Source organism: Paenibacillus oceani (genome assembly GCF_014705615.1).
Lineage (GTDB): Bacteria > Bacillota > Bacilli > Paenibacillales > NBRC-103111 > Paenibacillus_AB > Paenibacillus_AB oceani.
The window spans coordinates 17,425-36,772 of record NZ_JACXJA010000017.1 but is presented as its reverse complement, the minus strand read 5'-3'; the positions used below and the strand labels follow the sequence as shown (position 1 = coordinate 36,772).

Here is a 19,348-nt window from a genome sequence, read left to right as displayed (position 1 = left end):
AGCAAACTATAAAAAGGGAGTTTGAACCGAATGAAAAAACCGACCCTGCTGTCCGCCATCCTTGCCATCAGTTTATTGGGACTTACCGCATGCGGAGGCGGAAACGCCGCGCCTAGCGGAAATTCATCCGCAGCCGGAGCCGGAGCCGACAAACCTGCCTCCACCGGCGCCAAGCCGCCCGTCGAGCTGCTGAACGTCTCCTATGATCCGACCCGCGAACTGTATGTCGAATACAACAAAGCGTTCGCTAAATATTGGGAAGACAAAGCCGAGCAAAAAGTAACGATCAAGCAGTCCCACGGCGGCTCCGGCAGCCAAGGCCGCTCGGTCATCGACGGCATCCAGGCCGACGTCGTCACACTCGCACTCGCTTACGACATAGACGCCATTCAGGAGAAGGGCCTGATCAACGCCGACTGGCAGAAGCGGCTGAAGGACAACAGCTCGCCGTACACGTCCACCATCGTCTTCCTCGTCCGCAAAGGTAACCCGAAGGGCATCAAAGACTGGAACGACCTGATCAAACCAGACGTCAGCGTCATCACGCCGAATCCGCTCACCTCCGGAGGAGCCCGCTGGAACTATTTAGCCGCATGGGGGTATGCGCTCAAAAACAATAACAACGACGAAAATGCGGCCAAAGATTTCGTATCAAAGCTGTTCAAAAACGTTCCGGTTCTCGACTCCGGCGCTCGCGGATCAACTACGACGTTCGTCGAACGCGGCATCGGCGACGTGCTGCTTGCCTGGGAGAACGAAGCGTTCCTGTCGCTTAAGGAATTCGGCTCCGACAAATTCGAGATCGTCGTGCCTTCGCTTAGCATCTTGGCGGAGCCGCCGGTTACGGTCGTCGATAAAGTCGTCGACAAAAAGGGCAGCCGCGAAGTCGCGCAAGCTTATCTCGACTATTTGTACTCCGAAGAAGGCCAGGAAATCGCCGCCAAAAACTTTTACCGCCCGCGCCTCGAATCCGTAGCCAAAAAGTACGAAAAGCAATTCCCGAAAATTAACCTTATTACGGTCGACGAAGCTTTCGGTGGGTGGCAAAAAGCCCAGAAAACCCATTTTGCAGACGGCGGCATCTTCAATCAGATCTACAAGCCGGCGAAGTAATTGTAAGCGGACATTACAAAACCGAAAATAAGGTGACAGGAGTGACCTGAACCGATGGCCTCGATTCACAAGAAAAAACGTTCCGTACTGCCCGGCTTCGGCATCTCGATGGGCTTTACGATTTTATACTTGAGTCTGATCGTGCTCTTCCCTCTGTCCGGGATCGTGCTCAAATCGGCGGGACAGAGCTGGAGCAAGTTTTGGGAGACGGTGACTGACCCCAGAGTCGTCGCGTCGATCCAGATCAGCTTCAACACCGCCTTTTACGCAGCGCTCGTGAACGCAGTGTTCGGCCTGATCGTAGCATGGGTGCTGGTCCGCTACACGTTCCCGGGCAAACGTCTGATCGACGGGCTCGTGGATCTGCCCTTCGCCCTGCCGACAGCGGTAGCCGGTATCGCTCTGACTTCGATTTATGCGCCCAACGGCTTGCTCGGCAGCTTTTTCATGCAATACGGCATCAAAACCGCCTACTCGCAAATCGGCATCACGATCGCCCTGATTTTCATCGGCCTGCCATTCGTCGTGCGTACCGTTCAGCCGGTGCTGGAGGATCTGGAGAAGGACGTCGAGGAGGCAGCCGCCTCCCTCGGAGCTTCGCGCTGGCGGACCTTTCGCAGCATCATTTTCCCGGCCGTGCTCCCTTCGCTGCTGACCGGCTTCGCGCTGGCGTTCGCCCGTTCGATCGGCGAATACGGATCGGTCGTGTTCATCTCCGGCAATATGCCGATGAAAACCGAGATCGCCCCGCTGCTCATCCGGACGAAGCTTGAACAGTACGATTATACCGGCGCCACTACGATCGCCCTCGTCATGCTGATCATCTCGTTCGTGCTGCTGCTGCTGATTAACTTGCTGCAATGGCGCGCCAGCAGACGTACGATCAACGTTTAGGAGGAGGGAACCACTATGGCCGGAACCGTCGCCGCACGCACCGCTTCGCCTTCGCCGGCAAGCCGTACCCGGACGGGAGCCACCAGCGAATCAGCCGTCGTCAAATGGACGTTGATCGCCATCGCCCTCCTGTTCATCGTGCTCGTGCTTATATTGCCGCTCGTCACCGTCTTTACCCAAGCGTTCCGCAAAGGCGCCGAAGTATTCATCGCCTCGATCGTCGATCCGGAAGCATTGTCCGCCATCCGGCTGACGCTGGTTACCGCCGCGGTCGCCGTACCGCTGAACACCGGATTCGGAATCGCGGCGGCGTGGGCGATCGCCAAGTTCAGCTTTCGCGGCAAACAGTTTCTGATTACGTTAATCGACCTGCCGTTTGCCATCTCGCCCGTGATATCCGGCCTGATCTTCGTCCTGCTGTTCGGAGCGCAAGGCTGGTTCGGCCCGTTCTTCATCGATCACGGCATCCCGATCATCTTCGCCCTGCCGGGCATCGTGTTGGCGACCATCTTCGTCACCTTCCCGTTCGTCGCCCGCGAGCTGATCCCGCTGATGCAGGCGCAGGGCAATCAGGAGGAGGAAGCCGCCGTTTCCTTGGGCGCAAGCGCCTGGACGCTGTTCTGGCGGGTCACGCTTCCGAATGTAAAATGGGGATTGCTGTACGGCATCATCCTCTGTAACGCACGGGCCATGGGCGAGTTCGGCGCCGTCTCCGTCGTATCCGGACATATCCGGGGTGAGACAAACACGATTCCGCTCCATGTGGAGATTTTGTACAACGAATACCAGTTCGCCGCCTCCTTCGCCGTCGCCTCGCTGCTCGTCCTGCTTGCGCTTCTTACGCTGGTCGTCAAAAGCATCGTCGAGTGGAAGCATCATCAGGCTGCAGCAGCAGGATTGTCCGGGCAGGCGAAGCTTCCGGGAGGGAATGAATGATGTATATCGAAGTGAAGGATCTTGTAAAAACATTCGGCAACTTCACCGCTTCGGACCGTATCAGCTTCGGGATCAGCAAAGGCAATCTGATCGGCCTGCTCGGACCGAGCGGCGGCGGCAAGACGACGATCCTGCGCATGCTGGCGGGACTGGAGACGCCGGATTCGGGCGATATTTTCATCAACGGCAAACGGGTCAACGACGTCCCTCCCCAGCAGCGGGGCATCGGCTTCGTCTTTCAGAACTACGCCCTGTTCCGGCACATGACCGTGTACGACAATATCGCCTTCGGCCTGACCGTGCAAAAAAAGCCGAAAGCCCATATCCGGCATCGGGTATCCGAGCTGATCGAGCTGACCGGCCTGAAAGGGCTGGAGAACCGGTATCCGAACCAGCTGTCCGGCGGCCAGCGTCAGCGTGTCGCCTTCGCCCGCGCCCTGGCCCCCGAGCCTCACCTGCTGCTGCTCGATGAACCGTTCGCCGCCATCGACGCCAAGGTGCGCAAGGAGCTGCGGTCCTGGCTGAGATCGACGATCGAGCGGATCGGGATTACGACGATATTTGTCACTCACGATCAGGAGGAAGCGGTCGAGGTGGCTGACGAAATTATGATTGTAGGCGGAGGACGTCTGGAGCAGAAAGGATCGCCGCTTGAAATTTACAAAAACCCGCAAACTCCGTTTGTCGCCGGCTTTATCGGGGAATCGAGCCAACTGGACGATCCCTCCCGGCTGAAAGGGTTCGCGGGCGAGCTTCCCGGCGCCAAAGCGATCATCCGCCCGGAGTTCGTCGAGGTCGGGACGCCCGGTGAGCTCTCGACTCCTTTGGCCGCGGAGACCGGAGTCGTGCGGGGCGTCTACTTCCGGGGCAGCAGCTGGCAGGTCGAGATAAACCTGGGCAGCCAGTCGGTATTCGCTTACCGCTCTCTGGAGAAAACCCCGCTTAAGACGGGGGACGAGGTACTCGTACTCATTCATAGACTGTACTTGTTTAACGACCGGCAGTCCCGGATCGTCGAGAACGCGATGAAGACCGATCCGATGCCGATTAATATTTAAGAACGAGACGACAGAAACAACTGTTTGGCCCGCTGTGCAAAAATACAAATGTTGGAGGGAATCGCGATGAGCAATCCGGTTCAATTGGACGACGTATGGACAGAACGCATACTCGGCAGCTTAGAAGGAATGGAATACGGAAGCGTGCAAATTATTGTGCACGACGGTAAGATCGTGCAGATTGAACGGACCGAACGCAAAAGGTTCGATGCTTTCGCGCAACTTCAAACCCGCGCGCGTCCCGAGACGCTAAAAAAACGGAGTCAGTAAAAGGCCAGCCGTTCCCTGGAACTGCTGCGAAGTTAGCCTTTCTGAAAACGGAGCAAAAGCTGCTAACCGGAGCCCCTTCCCGATGTAAACAGAAATCGAAGGACGCCGCATGCTTCCGATCCGCCTTGCCGCCGCTTAGCTGTGCCAGGGGGACGGAAGCTTTTTTTTGACGGAAGCGGATCGCCCCATTGCCTGCTTGCCCTGTAGAAATCCCATACTTTACAATAACGGTAAACGGGAATCCCAACAGGAAGAAAGGCAGGCGAGCGGAGTGAATCTGAAAGTTGTTTCCTTTAACATTTGTCACGGGCTGGGCATCGATGGACGGCAGGATTTGGAACGCACGACAGACGTTCTCCGGGACAGCGGAGCGGATGTAATCGGATTGCAGGAGGTCGACAAATATTATGGGGAGAGGAGCGGCTGGCAGGACCAGACCGCCTTGTTGGCGCGTTCTCTCGGGATGCACGCCGTATATGGCCCTAACCTGGATATGGACCCGCAGCCCGGCAGTGGAGGACATCGCCGGCAATACGGCGTCGCGATTTTAAGCCGGTATCCGATCGTATCGAGCCGCAACCACGTGCTGCCCCGGATCGACACGCCCGGCGGCTGGAACGAACCGCGCGGCTTGCTGGAAGCACGTCTTCAGGTTGGTAGCGAGACAGTGCGCGTGCTGAACACCCATCTGGGACTGTCCGACCAGGAACGGATCGCTCAGACGTTGCGGCTCGTCGAGGTGTATTTGGCGGGCGGTCCGGAACGCTGCATCGTAACCGGGGATTTTAACGCGCTGCCGAACAGCCCGGAGCTTTCACCCCTGCTCGCCGTCCTGAGCGATACGTATGCGTCCGTTCACGGCGGCCGCCACGATCCGACGTTTCTGTCCGCCGCCGGCGGCGCTCCGGTTGCCGTAAAGTGCATCGACTATATATGGTGCTCTCCGGATCTGACGCCCGTCGATGCTGCCGTGACCGCTTCGCTGGCATCCGACCACCTGCCGCTGGCGGCTTCCGTAACTATAGACGGACCGGCTCATTAGTCCGGATGCCGACGTCCATAACATGCTGCCCGAAATGGAGACTTTACCGTTTCATGCATAAGAAGTTGGGGTAATGTACATATTGATTGTGGCGCCCTTTCATTCGGACGGCCGTGTTTTGGTTTGACAACAAAGATGATATTAACTATACTTTGGTAAGTTACTTATTAATGTTCAAAGACAAAAGGAGGATGAGATCGTGAGTAATGTAAAATTGGCTATCGTCTATTACAGCTCCACCGGAACGAACTACAAGCTGGCCCAAGCGGCGGCGGAAGGAGCCAAAGAGATCGGTGCCGAGGTAAAAGTCGTCCGTGTACCAGAGACGGCTCCCGAGCAGGCGATCGCCTCCAACCCGGCGTGGAAGGCGCACGCGGAAGCGACCAAGGATGTGCCGGAAGTGACGCATGCGGACATCGAATGGGCGGACGCGATCATATTCAGCACGCCGACGCGTTTTGGCAACATGGCTTCGCAAATGAAGCAGTTTTTCGATACAACAGGCGGTTTATGGTTCCAAGGCAAGCTCGTCAACAAAGTCGTCTCCGCGATGACCAGCGCCAGCAACCCGCACGGCGGCCAGGAAGCGACCGTTCTGTCGCTGTATACGACGATGTATCACTGGGGGGCGATCGTCGCCGCTCCGGGCTATACCGATCCAATCACGTTCCAGGCCGGGGGCAACCCGTACGGAACTAGCGCCACAGCGGTGGACAGCGGCGAGATTCCGGACGCCGTCCTGCAGGCGGCGAGACATCAGGCTAAGCGTACGGCAACGGTAGCCGGCTGGGTAAAGGCCGGACAATCCAGCTAAGCTTATCCATAGCCGACCCCGCCTTCCTCCGGTCAGCCGGAACAGGCGGGGTTTGTTTTTTTTGGACTCCGGATCGAGCGGCAGGCAGTAGAGTGACCGTCAGTCTCCCCCGCCGCCGCATCCCGAAGAGCACGAGGACGAGCTGCACGACGAGGAGCCTCCGGAACTTCCGGAATCTCCGGACGAGCCGCCGTCCGAACCGCTGCCGGAATCGCCGGAGTCCCGGGAGTCGGAACGGTCGTCACCGAACGTCCCGGAGCAGGATGACGAGCCGCACGAAGCCTGATTTTTCTTCTCCTCCTCCGGCAGCACATCCTCCATCTGCTCGGTATAACCCACCGGGTCGATAACCGAGAACATCACCATCGACGTTGCAAGCATCGTATAATCGGACGTATTCGAATGGTTCGCTCCGGACGAGTGTTGGGCATTGCGCGTTACAGGTTTGCCGTCCGGTTCGTTCCCATCTGCCATTTTTGCGTTACCGATCTGTTCCTTCAGCCTGCCGATCAGCAATCCGATCGTTTTCTCCGCATCCGGACTGACGTCCATCGAGGCGCGATTGAAACGGGACGAGGCAAGCTTGTCCGGCGATTGCCGCTCCACTTCCTCCAGCAGCTGCGCATCCAGCGGATAACGGAAAAATCCGCGCCAGATCTGCCCGCTGTATTCCGTCGGCACGAACAGCTGGCTGTACACCCAATCGAACCATGCCCGCTCTCCGGGCATCGGCGCCGCTTCTCCGTGCGGCGCATGGTGAACGGTCCGTCCGTACCAGCTGTTGCAGAACGTCTCGTACTCGCGGGTAAACATCAGCATCTCATGCCAAATATCGTCTACTTCGCGGCTAAACATCGGCACTCCGCGCATCACCGCACTCATTAACAAATACCGTTTCAGCTCGAGAACTTTCCAGTCGTACTCCGCCTCGGTCATCCGCGGATATTTATCGAGTACCCGACGCTTAAGCTGCGGGACGAACAACGTCTGGAACGCCGACTCCAGTTCACGCGCAATAGACGTCAGCGGAATGTCCGATGCCAGACCGAGATGAGCTGGCAAGACGCCGGTCCGATACTCTTTGCGGTTCGGCGGCGCGCTTTTGCGGACCGGTCCCCCTCGTCTACCTGCGGACCGGGACTTGTTCTTGCCGGTAAGCCGGGTTATCAGAAACAACACGATCACGATGATCAGAGACGCTATAAAAATCAGTTCCATACGCTCTCTCCCTCCAGGCTGCTCACTTCTTTTTACTTTTAATATACCATGAAGCGGGACAGGCTGTATCGTAGTGCGCATGCTTTTGTTATGATAGAAGGAGCAGCCGATTGTCCGGGCAACCGCCGGCCTCGAAAAGGAGAGAACATCATGCGTTCCAACAAACTGCTCTTGCTTGTCATCGTCGAGCTAATCATCGCGATCGCCTTTGCCGTAACGTCTATACTCGTATTCCTATACCAGAAGGACGACCTGTGGATGCAGACGGTTCTGGTGCTGGGGGGGATCGCTGGCGTTTGGAACGGCTACTATCTGATCAAGCAGCGCCAAAACCAGGTTACCCGCAGAAGAGGACCGGCCAAGCCAAGTCCGAAGTCGAAGCGTTAAGGCTGCGCCGGACCATGCTTGTGTGATCGTTCAAATTCATTTCGAATGATCCGCTCCCGCCTAACGGCATGCCAAAAAGCACCCCCTGGGAATCACAAAGGAGAAACGTAACACGTTTGTCCGATGATTGCCGGGAGGTGCTTCGTAAGGCGCATAGTTGCCAGACGATCACGCCTTTATATATTTGAGCGCCTTCTCGATCGCTTCGTCTTCGGTCGGTGCCGTGACATAGCGGCCGTTAATGAAAATAAACGCCGCCCGCGAGCAAGGACCGCAATATGACTTGCAGCCCACTTTGATATCCGTATCCGGAGCAAGCTTCTGCAGCTTGGACAGCGTCGTCTTCATCTTCATATGTTTGCACTTGTCGCAAACGCGGATGTCATTGGCCATGGTCCGTACCTCTTCCCGCTGTGCTTACGCACTCTGATCCAAAGCCAGAGCAGCATGCTTGCTCTGGAGTCAAACCTGGTTTAAAGTCCGGCATGTGATCAATGATCGCCGTGGTTGCCCTTGTTCGGATTCGTGATGACAAACCCTTCGTTCGGCAAGTACAAGTAATCGATTCTGACGCCATCGAGCATCTGCTCGCTTTTCTCCAGCACGACATCGATGCCCTTATCCGTGGCGACAATGATGTCTTCATCTGTAGGCTCGTCCAGTCCAAGAGCGTAGTGGACATGGTTGCCATGCGTAAAGTCGACCTTAACCCGCACCTTTAGCCCCTTGTTTTCTTCCAGATCCAGTTCATTCAAAAGCACCTTCGCCGCGCTTCTTGTTATTTTGACGTTCATTGCTCCCACTCCTTTGCGTGACGTGACGTGTTCCACCTTCAAAATGATACCACGTTTTCCCGGCATCGTCTAACTTTTGTGGACTTCCATTTCGCAAACCGATAAAATGATGAAAAGCCCATCCCATTTCGAGGTGAACCCATGCTTTCGTTTTATCGGAAATATTACAAGACCGTATTCGACATCGGTCTGATGGTGTTGACCATCTATTTGTTCATGCTCGCCTTCAGCTACTTGTACCGGATCGCGACGCCGATCTTTTTGGCCTTCGCCATCTTCGTCGTCATCGAGCCGTTTGCGCGGTTTTTGAACCGCAGAGGACTAAAGAAGTCGATCGCCACCTCGATATCTACGCTTGTGTTCGTCGTCGTCATCCTTGGCGTCGTCATCGGAGCCGGAGCAATCTTCACCACCCAAATTTATCAGCTTATTCAAAAGATACCGGTATACGCCACCATTCTTCAGCAGGAGATCGTCAACAATATGGGCTTCTGGCAGTCGAAGCTGGAAACGATTCCGGACGACTGGCTGCTCCAGGTGAAGGAATATTCGACTGTCATCACTGAAAAAGGAGCGAAGCTCGCAACCGCGTTTCTCGGCGGACTGTTTAATCTGCTGACTTCGTTCTCGTCGTTTTTGTTCAATTTCGCGATCGGGATCATCCTCGCCTACTTTTTGAGCATCGAGATCGAGACGTGGAAGCGGTTCGCCACGGACAAAACTCCGCGCACGTTCAAGACAGCGTTTTTCTTTCTCAAAGAAAACGTATTGAAAGGGATCGTCACCTATATTAAGTCGCAGATGCTGCTGATCTCGCTGACCTTCATCATTATCTTTATCGCGCTGCTCGTGCTCGGCGTCAAGAACGCTTTCTCGATCGCGCTGCTGTCGGCCATCTTCGACGTCCTGCCGCTGCTGGGTGTATCGACGGTGTTTATCCCTTGGATCGTCTATTTATTTGTAATCGGCAATGTAAAGCTGGCTGTCATTCTCTCGATACTGCTTGCTATCGTGGTCGGAACGCGACAAATTCTGGAACCAAAAATAACCGGCGACTCTCTCGGGGTATCGGCCTTTACGATGCTGTCGTTTATGATCGTCTCGCTGTCCCTGTTCGGCGTAGCCGGCGTTATTTTATCGCCGATCCTGATCATTCTCGTCAAAGCGCTGTACGACCAAGGTTATTTGCGCAGATGGATTCGGCTCCCGGAGGAGGAATACGACAAAAAGGTGCAAACGTGAGGCCGTCAGCGGATTCCGAACTTCCGCTCGGCCCGGCCGGCGAAATAGTTCATCGCAATCATCGTAACCGCGATATCGTCCAGCGGAAGAAACGGCATCGCATCCGGAAGCACCCAGTACAGCAGCACCGGAACGCCGAACAGCAGCTTCTCTCCGGCGGGCACGTCCTTCGAGACGAGCAGCCGATAGACGCGTCTGGCTACCGTGCTCCAATGCTTGTAAGACAACAGCCTGCGGATCATGCCGATTCCTCCCTACCGCTAGTGGCTAGTATATCGCGCTTATGATGACGAAATAAGGAGAATGAAACGAAATGCCTGGAATTGCGCTAGTCGCCGGAGATTTGCTTGTCCTGTTCATCTTCGTCCTGCTGGGCAGGGAAGATCACGATATGTCCTTCTCACTGTCCGCTTCGCTGGAGACGGCGGTGCCCTTCGTGATCGGCTGGATCGCCGCGCTTGCCATCGCCCGGACGTACCGGCTCAGCTCGATCGCCTCCGTACGCAAAGCAATCGGCTGGGCGCTGCTCACCTGCCTGATCGCCGTTCCGATCGGGCTTGCCCTCCGGTCCGTCTGGCTCGGACGTCTGCCTGGCGGATCGTTCGCCATCGTAGCGTTCCCCTTGGTTGCCGGTTTTATGACCGTATGGAGAGTGATCTGCGTCTGGCTCTTCTCCTTGTTTTTACCCAATCGGCGGTTCAAGTAACAGACAGCCGCGATCCCCTCCTTCACCGGAGGGGATTTTTTCGCTTACAGACGGGTCATCTGCCATACAACCGGCGATATTTTCATTTCCTCGCCAAGCCATTCCTGAGCGATCGCCTGGAACAGACCGGTATTGCCGCTGCAAAAGAAACGGTGTACCGGCAAATCGCCGTTCTCGGCCAGTTGCCCTCTGTGATACAAAATCGCGCTGATCTCGCGGGCCGTCTCGTCGGCCGAGCTGATAAGCGATACGTCCGGACCGACCACATCCGAGATCGCCTCCGACAAATACGGGTAATGCGTACAGCCTAAAATCAAACAATCCATGTCGCTTTGCCGCATAGGCCGGAGCGATTGCTCCACCACCAGCTTCGCCTCCTCGGAACGGAACATCCGGTTCTCCACGAGAGGTACGAGCCTGGGACATGCCAGACTGACGACCCGGATCGACGGATTGATCGACTGGAGAGCCTGCTGATAAGCTCCGCTGCGAATCGTATTTTCCGTTCCGATCACACCAATCGTTCCGTTTCTCGTCGATTTGATAGCCGCGCGTGCGCCCGGATAAATGACACCGACGACAGGAATCGATACCATCGAGCGGATTTTGTGCAGCGCGATGGCGGTTGCCGTATTACATGCGATAACAATCATTTTCGGACCGAACTGAAGCAGATAATCTACGATTTGCCGGGTGAACTCGAGCACTTCTTCCGAATCTCTGGGGCCGTACGGCGCTCTCGCCGTATCGCCGAAGTATAGTATGTTTTCCATCGGAAGCTGCCGCATGACTTCTTTCGCGACCGTCAGCCCTCCGACCCCGGAATCCAATATCGCGATCGCTTGTTGCACTAGGTTCGCTTCCTTTACTTCGATGTGTAAGGCTTACATGTTACAATATGAGCTCCCCTTCCAAAACGTACCACTCCCGCTGCCCATGAAAGAGCCTGCTTTGCTCCCATCTAGCCGATACGGCCCTCCCCCGGCTCCCGCCTCACAAGGAAAGGCCCGGGGCTTTCGCCCCGGGCCTCGTGCCCTGCGTTTCAATCGGTTGCCTATTTCTGCAGCTCATCCAACGTTCCGAATTTGTAGCCGTCTTTTTTGATTTCCTTCAAGATCCGGTCCATCGCTTCGATATTTTCTTTGGAAGCCTGGTGCATCAAAATAATATTGCCGTCATGCACATTGCCGGTGACGTCGTTGAACGCATCCTCCGCCCCGTTCTTGCGCGGTTCCCAGTCTTTCATCGCCGTCGACCAGAAGTAGGACGTATACCCCAGATCGGACATTAGCGTCAACAGGTGCATACTGTATTTGCCGTAAGGGAAGCGGAAAAACTTCACCGGCTCCTGACCGGTGATGTCCTTGTACAGCTTCTCGTAATCGGCCACTTCCTTTTTGACCTGATCGTCGGTCAGCGTAGTAAAATCCTTATGCGTAATTGAATGATTCCCGACCGTATGGCCTTCCTCAAGCAGCAGCTTGATATAATCCGGATTGTTCTTCAAGTTGTAGCCGGTGACGAAAAACGTCGCTTTGACCTCATTGTCCTTCAAGCTTTTGAGCAGCGTCTCGTAATCTAGCAGCTCTCCCCCGACGTCAATCGTCAAATACACCGTATTTTCTTTGCCGATCCATACGGCTTTCTGCTCCGGCTTCAACTGCTTCGTTTCCGCCGGAAATCCCGGGACCTCGCCCTTTTTCTTTTTCATGTAATACCAGGACACCGCTTTTTGGTCCGCAGCGGTCGGCTTGGCCGGTTCTTTGGGCGGCTCGGTTTTCGGAGGCTCCGCTTGGGGCTGTTCCGGTTTCGGCTGTTCGGCCGCCGGTAGGCCGCTCTTCGGCGGTTCCGGCTTGGAGACTGTTTTCGGCTCTTCGGCCGGCTTATCGCCTGGCGTAACCGGAGGCGCAGCGTTCCCTCCAGTGGATTGAGCCGCCGGCGTCTCGCCTTTCTCCCCCGGGTCGGACGCGACAGGCGTTTTGCCGCCTTCCTGCTGGCTCTGGGACGGCTGTCCCGGGTCGGGAGAAGCCCCCTGCGGCCCGTTCCCCGCCGAATCGGAGCAGCCGGACAGCAGCGTCCCGGCTACGAGAGCCGTGGTTAAGATCGAGCTGATTGTGCGCATTCAGGTTCCCTCCTCGCTCTGCCTAACGTATTCGACAAGCATTCTCCGGTTTCCTTGTCAGACGGTCTGAAATCTCCTGCCCGAAATCAAATCCCCGAAACGTATCCGCACTCGGCTTCTCTGCCGGTTCGGCGTCACGGGGACTCGGGTAAAGCAGTCTTAAGCGCGGCGGGCGCGGTCGATGCGCCACATGGCGATCTGGATGGCGGAGATGAGCACAAACCCGGTCAGGGCGAGGAACGGGATCGTCACAAAGCCGAACCAGTTCATATACTCCGCATCGCAAGGAACGATGCCGCACGAGAAGGAATTCGACTTGATCCAGTCCGTCTTCTCCATCAGGTAATGGTACAGCGAGATGCAGGCACCGAGCAGGGTCATCGGCAGCACATACATGTACACCTGCTGTTTGCGGGCCGCCGCTATTCCCAATAGGATAACTTGCGGGTACATCAGAATGCGCTGATACCAGCACAGCTTGCAGGGCATGTACCCTTTCACCTCGGAGAAGTACAAACTGCCGAGCATCGCCACGAGAGCGATCGCCCAAGACAGATGGAGGCCGTTTTCGGCCCAAAATTTGCGCATGCTGCAAGAGCTCCTTTTTAGTCGGTTCCGGCGCTTTTGCCCGTTGGAACGTTCTTCGCCCGCCGGCAAAAACGGATAAACCTTGAGTTTAAGCGATCATTTCGATAGGATAGGGTCAACCGGGTGCTTCCCGGCTCCGCCCATAACCATTATAGTGGAAATTGTTTTATTCGGAAAGGAGAGCTGCCTCCTGACATCTACGAACGATTACGACCTCCCAACCGTCGGCAGCGGGACGAAACGCGGACCCTCTGCCGGAAGCGTTCGCTGCCGAAAAACCGAGCCGTCTCTGTAATCTAAGGGGCATATCATTTTTTTCGACATAATTCGGCATATTTTTCAACTCTTTTTTTCAATGAGACCCTACTAGCTTCTTACGGACATGAGTCAGAAAAACCAGCATTAGCAAGCATTTCCTATCTCACTTTACAAATTGCAGCACCTGGACGTGAGACTAATCTCCTATATAGGTTTTGTAACTTTTGTCGTAAAATATATAGACGACATCCATTAAGATTTTCGGAGCTGACGCAATGATGCAAAAAATTCCGGTGACTCGTGACGGCAAAAGAGGCTCAGACATCATCACGATCCCGTCCAGCGATATAGTAAAAATCGATAAGATCCGGAATCGGGATTACGTCGTTCATACGAAAACCGATCAATTCTACCTCGATCTTTCGCTGGAAAGCATCGAAGAATGGCTGTTCGAGGACGGGTTTCGGCTGATAGACACAACCAATGTCGTCAATATGAACCATGTCGTGGAGTACGATTCCAAAAAGGGCACCGTGTATTTCGATCATCGCTCGGCGCAAGAGTCCAAGGTCGCATCTGCCGCAAGGATACATAAAGAACACGTCGAGAATATGATGGAGATGCTCCGGCTCGCCAAGCTGAGCAAAGCAGAGGAGGGACTTCGCGACAATTCATTCGAGGAACGGATGCGGGATATTGCCGAATCGCATGACGACGACCGTTTCGTCCGGTCGTATTCGACGATCCGCGCTGTCGTCGAACGGGAGAAAGCTGAACGGAAGATCCGGCATATGGCATATCACGACGCTTTGACCGACCTGCCCAACCGTCTTCTGTTTCACGAACGGCTCAACGAGGCGTTTCATCGCTCCGAGAAAACCGGCACCATTCTGGCCGTTCTTTTTATTGATCTGGACCGGATTAAAGTCATCAACGATACGCTCGGTCATCATATCGGCGACGAGCTTCTCAAATATTGGGCGGACAAGCTGAAGGCAAACAAACGGCCCCAGGATACGGTAGCCCGCTTCGGCGGCGACGAATTCATCGTGCTGCTCACCGATATTACGAGCATTAACGAAGTGCTGACGTTTGCCAGCTTCATTCCGCAGCTGTTCAGCGAACCGTTTACTTACGGGGAGCACGATCTGTATGTCACTTCCAGCATCGGTATCAGCGTATACCCGAGCGACGGCACCGACGCGGATACTTTGATCAAAAATGCCGATACCGCGATGTACCGCGCCAAGGAAAAAGGCGGCAACACGTTCCAGCTGTACCGTTCCGAGATGAATATCCGCTCGCTCGAACGTCTCAATATGGAGATTGATCTGCGCAGGGCGATGGAGCGCGGCGAGATTATGGTTTATTACCAGCCGATCGTCGATCTCGGGTCGGGTCGAATCTACGGCATGGAGGCGCTTGTCCGGTGGAAGCACCCGATACGGGGCATGATCTCGCCGGCCGAGTTTATCCCGCTGGCCGAGGAGACCGGATTAATCGTCCCGATCGGCAACTGGGTGCTGAAGGAGGCGTGCCGCCAGAACGAAGAATGGATCTCGCAGGGGCTGCCTCCGCTCGTAGTGGCGGTTAATATTTCGGTCAACCAGTTTCAGCAGCCCGGGTTTATCCAACTGATCAAAGGAACGCTGGAGTCGACCGGTCTGGACCCGAAGCTGCTCTGTCTGGAGATAACCGAAAACGTCGCCATGAAAAACGTCAACTACATCGTGGAGACGATCGATAAGCTGCGGGAGCTGGGCGTCCGGATCTCGATCGACGATTTCGGCACCGGTTATTCCTCGCTCAGCTACCTGAAACGGTTTCGCGTCCATACGCTGAAGATCGACCAATCGTTTATCCAGGAGCTGACGACCGACGAGGAAAATGCCGCCATCGTCACGGCGCTCATCGCCATGTCGCACAAGATGAATATCAAAGCGCTCGCCGAAGGCGTAGAAACCAAGGCGCAGCTCGAATTTTTGCGGCGGTACGGCTGCGACGAGATCCAGGGGTACTTGTTCAGCACGCCGCTGCCTGTGTCCGACTTCGAGCATTTGATCCGGGTGAACCGCAACTTGTCCGAGGTTTTACGCTAGAGCCGTCCACTTGCGAATAGTCGCACTTTAGGCGGAGTACGGGGCGGGTGAAACTTTTTCCCGTTTCGTTCGTTTAAAGTAACGAATAACTTCGCTGGTACAACGTCAGAACTCCTTGCAGGTTACGAATGCCGCTGTGCAGACGTATCCCGTCTGATCTGTACTTCGTGGAAAGGATGCGCGAATGGAAACGAGAAACGCCGCCCGTCCAGCCGCCAGAGGCGCCGCGCCGCTCCCTCCGAGGAGAAAGAAATCGAAACGGCGCAAGATCAACTGGCTTGGACGGTTTATGCTTTCCTTTTTTTTCGCTTCGCTGCTGTTTGGCGCTTGGTTTTTCCTGACTCCTTCCGGAACCGGGTTCCGTTATATGATGGCTGACACGCTGATCACGACCCAGCACCGGCATTGGGCCAAATATTTGATCGGCCAGGAAGGGCTGGAGCGTCAAGTCGCCAGCTATACGAAGCAGTTCGATGAAATGTCCGATCTCAAAAGCACGCTGCCGGTCTTCGTCCCGACTCCCGTGGAGCTGGAGCAGCAGGACAAGCCGATCTTCGACATCGAACCGATTGAAGGACCCAAGTTTAAAGGATATCTGGTCAAAGTATACGATCCCAAAAAAATTCGTCTCGCCGTCCCCGAGAAAATCGGCAAAGGCGAAAAAGTATCGAGTATGGTGAAGCGCACCGGTGCCGCTCTCGGTATTAACGCAGGCGGTTTCGTCGATCCGGAATGGAAAGGGAACGGCTTCCAGCCTACGGGCATCGTCATCTCGGGCGGCAAAATCTTCTACAACGACGGCGCTATGAATACGCCGACCTCGATCGTCGGCATCGACAAGAACGGCCGCATGATCGCCGGCAATCACAAGCCTTCGGATATGCTGGCGATGGGTGTTCAGGAGGCCGTGACGTTTAAGCCGCAATTTATCGTCGACGGCAAAGGGCTGATCAAGAACCAGGCTAGCGGCTGGGGGATCGCCCCGAGAACGTGTATGGCGCAAACCGCGGACGGTACGATATTGTTCGCGATTATCGACGGACGGCAAACCCATAGCATCGGCGCAACGCTGTACGACGTGCAGCAAATTTTCCTGGAGCACGGGGCGGTCATCGCCGCGAATCTGGACGGCGGCTCGTCCACCGTGCTGGTCAAGGAAGACGAGATCATTAACAAACCGGCGAGCCCTTACGGCGAACGCTACTTGCCAACCGCCTTCCTCGTCTTCGATCATCCGGAGAAAGCGCAAATCCGCAACGTCTGGGAAGGGCTCGACATCAGCAAGATCGATCCGTCCAAATGGTGATCCGAATGTGATGGAACGCAGCATGCCGTCTACACACAAAAGGCTGTCCCTCAGGTCCATACTGCGGACCTCGGGGGCAGCCTTTTCGGTTATGCCTTCCGCCCGGACGGGGCGGCCTGGGGCAGACTCGTTATTTGATCGTGCTGCGTCCGAGCACTTCGGCGTCGGCCGGCATCATTTCCTCTTCCGCCACGGCGACTTCCTTACGCGCATCTTTCCACGCTTTCACTTCGTCGGATACGGATTCGACGACTTCCTTCGCCTTTTGTACCCATTCGCCGGTTTGCTCCGATACCTGTTTGGCGATCTCCTGGGTTTTCACCCCGACCGTATCGGCCAATTCTTTCGTCTTCACGCCGACTGTACCGGCCAGCTCTTGCGTTTTCTCGGATACTTTGTGCGCCTGATCAGATAAATCCGCACGAAGCTCCTTGCCGGATTTTGGAGCGAACAGCAGCGCCGTAACAGCTCCAAGCACTCCTCCTACGACTGCACCGATAAAAAAGTCTTTCCCTCTTCCGTTTTGTTCAGACATCATTCCCAACCCTTTCGTTCGGATTTTTGGGCAGTTGTTCGACAGAACGCTTGCGGGATTGCCACTTCCGCCACAATTGCAGACCGAGTGTCGCCCATTCCATCACCTCGGCTACCTGGTTGCGCTCCCGGTTCACCCGATCCCCGGCGCGCCTGACGGAATCGGAGACCGTAGCCGACACCTGCTTGACGGATGTCGACACTTGCGAGACGGATTCCCCTACTTGACCGATGGATCGAAACAAGGTGTCCACAGACTTCATCTTGCCTTGTACATCATCGGTAATTTGTTGGGTCGTGTGCATCAGCTTGACGGTTTCCTGGCTGATCGCGTCTACTTTCGCGTCGATGTGCGCAAGCGTTTCGGTCACTTGTTCCAAGGAAGCTTTCGCAGATATCAAGGTCTTGACTAAAAAATACACGAGCACGATAAAAGCGGCGGCGATACAAGCTACACTGATTTGAATGATCAAAACGCTACACACCTCCTCTTTATAGCAAGACGCCTCTGGACGAATGCCCAGTTCATACTTCTATTATAAGTCTACCCGGCACCATTTGACACAGTTTCCATGAAAAAAAAGTGAAAATCGTGCGTCTATTTCTAAAAAACACCATAAGGGGGTCTAAAAAATGTTCTTATTGAAGTTGAACTAATGAAAAATATTCCCGCAAATCGGATCGTTTTTTTCCACTTTCGGTTTAATAACGATCCCCGGATTCGTTACGTCTGGAATAACGTCGTTTTTGGGCTATAAGCACGATCCGATTCGTTAGTCATCGGACCTGAGTATACATTCACTACCGCCGAGGAAGGCCCCCCTTCCATTCAGCACGGTAAAGAACTTAAACTCTTTCTGGCAGAGCAAAAAAGGACTGCCCTGTCCGGCGGCGGCACACAACGGACATCGGGGGCAGTCCTCTCCCACCTTATTCGGACTCGCGAATCTGCTCTTTCACCCGGCGATAAGCTTCTTCGAAGGTTGCGGCGCGTATGTGCGTCTTCTGCTCCGGCAGAAGGCCGGCCCCAGCATGCTCGTAGCGGGGATCGTAGTAAGCGGTAAGCAGCAATGCGACGGCGTCGGAGAAGCGGTCCTCGCGGATGCTTCGCTCGATCTCCGCAGCGTCCGGCGTATGAATTCTCCGCTTAATGTGACGGAACGCGTCCAGCACCTCGTCCTTGTGCAGATGCGGCTCGTATTCGCTCACGATATAGCGGACGCGCGCTTCCGGCGGCAGCTCGAGAACGAGCTGCCGCCCGCGATCTTTCGCCTCGGCAAGAAACGGAGGAAGACATACTTTTCCGATCCGCTTGCTCTCCGCCTCCATCAGAACGTAGGGCGAACTTTTCAACTGCTCCAGCCGGAGCGCCAGCAGCGCCTCGAACGTTTTCTGGTTGTTCGGCTTCACTCCGATTTGCCCGAATATCGATCCCCGGTGACCCGCCATACGTTCGAGATCGATCACCGGGTAGCCTTCCTCCTCCAGCTGCCGCAAGATGGCGGTCTTGGCGCAGCCCGTATTGCCGTTTAATACGACCGCCTTCTGGGTGAACTCGTACGACTCCAGCGTCTCTACGACCCAGCGGCGGAACGCACGGTATCCTCCGCTCAGCCGGTATACCCGGATATCCATCAACGATAACAGCGTCGCGGTAGTCCGGCTGCGCATGCCTCCCCTCCAGCAGAAAACCGCTTTCCGGCCGGGAATGGCGGCGAACTCGCGGATAAAGCCGGGCAGCTTGGCGGAGATGATCTCGAGTCCGCGGTCTTTGGCCGCCTGAATGCTGACCTGCTTGTACAGCGTACCGATCTCGGCGCGCTCTTGATCGTCGAAAAACGGGATATTCAGACTGCCCGGAATCGTCGAGTCCTCATATTCCTGGGGCGACCGCACGTCCACCAGCACCAGCTCGCGGCTGGCCTGGAGCTCCAGCAGCCTGTCTATCGTGATGTCTTCCATCGCTG

General features: G+C 55.6%; 22 protein-coding genes. 12 read left to right on the top strand and 10 right to left on the bottom strand.

Going from position 1 to position 19,348, the window contains the following annotated elements:
• Nucleotides 1-30 precede the first annotated feature (30 nt).
• The 7 genes from IDH45_RS14375 to wrbA all read left to right on the top strand — a co-directional run bounded on the left by IDH45_RS14375 (nucleotide 31) and on the right by wrbA (nucleotide 6,127).
• Nucleotides 31-1,113, top strand: coding sequence for a sulfate ABC transporter substrate-binding protein (locus IDH45_RS14375; protein ID WP_190928738.1), 1,083 nt, complete (start codon nucleotides 31-33; stop codon nucleotides 1,111-1,113).
• A 54-nt stretch (nucleotides 1,114-1,167) separates the two neighbouring features.
• Nucleotides 1,168-2,007 carry a sulfate ABC transporter permease subunit CysT gene (gene cysT, locus IDH45_RS14370; protein ID WP_190928736.1) on the top strand — a complete coding sequence of 280 codons (840 nt, stop codon included), beginning with the start codon at nucleotides 1,168-1,170 and terminating at the stop codon, nucleotides 2,005-2,007.
• 15 nt (nucleotides 2,008-2,022) lie between these two features.
• Nucleotides 2,023-2,943, top strand: coding sequence for a sulfate ABC transporter permease subunit CysW (cysW, locus tag IDH45_RS14365; protein ID WP_190928734.1), 921 nt, complete (start codon nucleotides 2,023-2,025; stop codon nucleotides 2,941-2,943).
• The gene (locus IDH45_RS14360; RefSeq protein ID WP_190928877.1) at nucleotides 2,943-4,001 is read left to right on the top strand and encodes a sulfate/molybdate ABC transporter ATP-binding protein; all 1,059 of its coding nucleotides are present in this window, start codon (nucleotides 2,943-2,945) and stop codon (nucleotides 3,999-4,001) included. The genes cysW and IDH45_RS14360 overlap by 1 nt, the downstream gene beginning before the upstream one ends.
• 66 nt (nucleotides 4,002-4,067) lie before the next feature.
• Nucleotides 4,068-4,271: a YezD family protein gene (locus tag IDH45_RS14355; RefSeq protein ID WP_190928732.1), complete on the top strand. Its 204-nt coding sequence runs from the start codon at nucleotides 4,068-4,070 to the stop codon at nucleotides 4,269-4,271.
• Between the two features lie 271 nt (nucleotides 4,272-4,542).
• A complete protein-coding gene (locus tag IDH45_RS14350) occupies nucleotides 4,543-5,313 on the top strand; it encodes an endonuclease/exonuclease/phosphatase family protein (RefSeq protein WP_190928730.1) in 771 nt (256 codons plus the stop codon).
• 199 nt (nucleotides 5,314-5,512) lie between these two features.
• On the top strand, nucleotides 5,513-6,127 hold the full coding sequence (wrbA, locus tag IDH45_RS14345) for an NAD(P)H:quinone oxidoreductase (protein ID WP_190928728.1): 615 nt from the start codon (nucleotides 5,513-5,515) through the stop codon (nucleotides 6,125-6,127).
• Between the two features lie 99 nt (nucleotides 6,128-6,226).
• Here wrbA and IDH45_RS14340 read toward each other — a convergent pair whose 3' ends face one another.
• On the bottom strand, nucleotides 6,227-7,345 hold the full coding sequence (locus tag IDH45_RS14340; protein WP_190928727.1) for a glycine-rich domain-containing protein: 1,119 nt from the start codon (nucleotides 7,343-7,345) through the stop codon (nucleotides 6,227-6,229).
• Between the two features lie 150 nt (nucleotides 7,346-7,495).
• Between IDH45_RS14340 and IDH45_RS14335 the strand changes: the two genes are divergently transcribed.
• Nucleotides 7,496-7,732 carry a hypothetical protein gene (locus IDH45_RS14335; protein ID WP_190928725.1) on the top strand — a complete coding sequence of 79 codons (237 nt, stop codon included), beginning with the start codon at nucleotides 7,496-7,498 and terminating at the stop codon, nucleotides 7,730-7,732.
• A 168-nt stretch (nucleotides 7,733-7,900) separates the two neighbouring features.
• On the opposite strand, the gene IDH45_RS14330 is transcribed toward IDH45_RS14335, so the two are convergent.
• Both IDH45_RS14330 and IDH45_RS14325 read right to left on the bottom strand, forming a co-directional pair.
• Nucleotides 7,901-8,125: a DUF1450 domain-containing protein gene (locus IDH45_RS14330; RefSeq protein WP_190928723.1), complete on the bottom strand. Its 225-nt coding sequence runs from the start codon at nucleotides 8,123-8,125 to the stop codon at nucleotides 7,901-7,903.
• A gap of 98 nt (nucleotides 8,126-8,223) precedes the next feature.
• Nucleotides 8,224-8,526: a HesB/IscA family protein gene (locus tag IDH45_RS14325; protein WP_190928721.1), complete on the bottom strand. Its 303-nt coding sequence runs from the start codon at nucleotides 8,524-8,526 to the stop codon at nucleotides 8,224-8,226.
• A gap of 141 nt (nucleotides 8,527-8,667) precedes the next feature.
• Between IDH45_RS14325 and ytvI the strand changes: the two genes are divergently transcribed.
• Nucleotides 8,668-9,768, top strand: a complete 1,101-nt coding sequence (ytvI, locus tag IDH45_RS14320; protein ID WP_190928719.1) for a sporulation integral membrane protein YtvI — start codon at nucleotides 8,668-8,670, stop codon at nucleotides 9,766-9,768.
• Between the two features lie 5 nt (nucleotides 9,769-9,773).
• Here ytvI and IDH45_RS14315 read toward each other — a convergent pair whose 3' ends face one another.
• Entirely contained in the window at nucleotides 9,774-10,010 is a 237-nt protein-coding gene (locus IDH45_RS14315; RefSeq protein WP_190928717.1) for a hypothetical protein, read from the bottom strand.
• Between the two features lie 71 nt (nucleotides 10,011-10,081).
• Here IDH45_RS14315 and IDH45_RS14310 point away from each other — a divergent pair, with 71 nt between their 5' ends.
• Entirely contained in the window at nucleotides 10,082-10,474 is a 393-nt protein-coding gene (locus IDH45_RS14310) for a DUF3054 domain-containing protein (RefSeq protein ID WP_190928715.1), read from the top strand.
• 44 nt (nucleotides 10,475-10,518) lie between these two features.
• Here IDH45_RS14310 and racE read toward each other — a convergent pair whose 3' ends face one another.
• From racE to IDH45_RS14295, 3 genes are all read right to left on the bottom strand, one after another.
• The gene (gene racE / locus IDH45_RS14305; protein ID WP_190928713.1) at nucleotides 10,519-11,325 is read right to left on the bottom strand and encodes a glutamate racemase; all 807 of its coding nucleotides are present in this window, start codon (nucleotides 11,323-11,325) and stop codon (nucleotides 10,519-10,521) included.
• Between the two features lie 203 nt (nucleotides 11,326-11,528).
• Complete coding sequence (locus IDH45_RS14300; RefSeq protein WP_190928711.1) at nucleotides 11,529-12,596, bottom strand: polysaccharide deacetylase family protein; 1,068 nt, start codon at nucleotides 12,594-12,596, stop codon at nucleotides 11,529-11,531.
• A gap of 159 nt (nucleotides 12,597-12,755) precedes the next feature.
• On the bottom strand, nucleotides 12,756-13,184 hold the full coding sequence (locus tag IDH45_RS14295) for a disulfide oxidoreductase (protein ID WP_190928709.1): 429 nt from the start codon (nucleotides 13,182-13,184) through the stop codon (nucleotides 12,756-12,758).
• A gap of 533 nt (nucleotides 13,185-13,717) precedes the next feature.
• Between IDH45_RS14295 and IDH45_RS14290 the strand changes: the two genes are divergently transcribed.
• Together IDH45_RS14290 and IDH45_RS14285 are read left to right on the top strand one after the other, a co-directional pair.
• On the top strand, nucleotides 13,718-15,541 hold the full coding sequence (locus IDH45_RS14290) for an EAL domain-containing protein (protein ID WP_223836657.1): 1,824 nt from the start codon (nucleotides 13,718-13,720) through the stop codon (nucleotides 15,539-15,541).
• A 184-nt stretch (nucleotides 15,542-15,725) separates the two neighbouring features.
• A complete protein-coding gene (locus IDH45_RS14285; RefSeq protein ID WP_190928708.1) occupies nucleotides 15,726-16,847 on the top strand; it encodes a phosphodiester glycosidase family protein in 1,122 nt (373 codons plus the stop codon).
• Between the two features lie 130 nt (nucleotides 16,848-16,977).
• On the opposite strand, the gene IDH45_RS14280 is transcribed toward IDH45_RS14285, so the two are convergent.
• The 3 genes from IDH45_RS14280 to mnmH form a co-directional block, all read right to left on the bottom strand.
• Complete coding sequence (locus IDH45_RS14280; protein WP_190928706.1) at nucleotides 16,978-17,385, bottom strand: YtxH domain-containing protein; 408 nt, start codon at nucleotides 17,383-17,385, stop codon at nucleotides 16,978-16,980.
• A complete protein-coding gene (locus IDH45_RS14275) occupies nucleotides 17,375-17,854 on the bottom strand; it encodes a DUF948 domain-containing protein (protein WP_190928704.1) in 480 nt (159 codons plus the stop codon). The genes IDH45_RS14280 and IDH45_RS14275 overlap by 11 nt, the downstream gene beginning before the upstream one ends.
• Nucleotides 17,855-18,311: 457 nt before the next feature.
• Nucleotides 18,312-19,343 carry a tRNA 2-selenouridine(34) synthase MnmH gene (gene mnmH, locus IDH45_RS14270; RefSeq protein ID WP_190928874.1) on the bottom strand — a complete coding sequence of 344 codons (1,032 nt, stop codon included), beginning with the start codon at nucleotides 19,341-19,343 and terminating at the stop codon, nucleotides 18,312-18,314.
• Nucleotides 19,344-19,348: the final 5 nt, after the last annotated feature.

Excerpts from the sequence above, each read along its gene's own strand:
- IDH45_RS14300 (WP_190928711.1), bottom strand. The coding sequence starts at position 12,596 with ATGCGCACAATCAGCTCGATCTTAACCACGGCTCTCGTAGCCGGGACG.
- IDH45_RS14340 (WP_190928727.1), bottom strand. The coding sequence starts at position 7,345 with ATGGAACTGATTTTTATAGCGTCTCTGATCATCGTGATCGTGTTGTTT.
- IDH45_RS14355 (WP_190928732.1), top strand. The coding sequence starts at position 4,068 with ATGAGCAATCCGGTTCAATTGGACGACGTATGGACAGAACGCATACTC.
- IDH45_RS14315 (WP_190928717.1), bottom strand. The coding sequence starts at position 10,010 with ATGATCCGCAGGCTGTTGTCTTACAAGCATTGGAGCACGGTAGCCAGA.
- IDH45_RS14310 (WP_190928715.1), top strand. The coding sequence starts at position 10,082 with ATGCCTGGAATTGCGCTAGTCGCCGGAGATTTGCTTGTCCTGTTCATC.
- IDH45_RS14335 (WP_190928725.1), top strand. The coding sequence starts at position 7,496 with ATGCGTTCCAACAAACTGCTCTTGCTTGTCATCGTCGAGCTAATCATC.
- cysW (WP_190928734.1), top strand. The coding sequence starts at position 2,023 with ATGGCCGGAACCGTCGCCGCACGCACCGCTTCGCCTTCGCCGGCAAGC.
- cysT (WP_190928736.1), top strand. The coding sequence starts at position 1,168 with ATGGCCTCGATTCACAAGAAAAAACGTTCCGTACTGCCCGGCTTCGGC.
- IDH45_RS14285 (WP_190928708.1), top strand. The coding sequence starts at position 15,726 with ATGGAAACGAGAAACGCCGCCCGTCCAGCCGCCAGAGGCGCCGCGCCG.
- IDH45_RS14290 (WP_223836657.1), top strand. The coding sequence starts at position 13,718 with ATGATGCAAAAAATTCCGGTGACTCGTGACGGCAAAAGAGGCTCAGAC.
- IDH45_RS14325 (WP_190928721.1), bottom strand. The coding sequence starts at position 8,526 with ATGAACGTCAAAATAACAAGAAGCGCGGCGAAGGTGCTTTTGAATGAA.
- mnmH (WP_190928874.1), bottom strand. The coding sequence starts at position 19,343 with ATGGAAGACATCACGATAGACAGGCTGCTGGAGCTCCAGGCCAGCCGC.
- IDH45_RS14295 (WP_190928709.1), bottom strand. The coding sequence starts at position 13,184 with ATGCGCAAATTTTGGGCCGAAAACGGCCTCCATCTGTCTTGGGCGATC.
- IDH45_RS14330 (WP_190928723.1), bottom strand. The coding sequence starts at position 8,125 with ATGGCCAATGACATCCGCGTTTGCGACAAGTGCAAACATATGAAGATG.
- IDH45_RS14375 (WP_190928738.1), top strand. The coding sequence starts at position 31 with ATGAAAAAACCGACCCTGCTGTCCGCCATCCTTGCCATCAGTTTATTG.
- ytvI (WP_190928719.1), top strand. The coding sequence starts at position 8,668 with ATGCTTTCGTTTTATCGGAAATATTACAAGACCGTATTCGACATCGGT.
- IDH45_RS14360 (WP_190928877.1), top strand. The coding sequence starts at position 2,943 with ATGTATATCGAAGTGAAGGATCTTGTAAAAACATTCGGCAACTTCACC.
- IDH45_RS14280 (WP_190928706.1), bottom strand. The coding sequence starts at position 17,385 with ATGATGTCTGAACAAAACGGAAGAGGGAAAGACTTTTTTATCGGTGCA.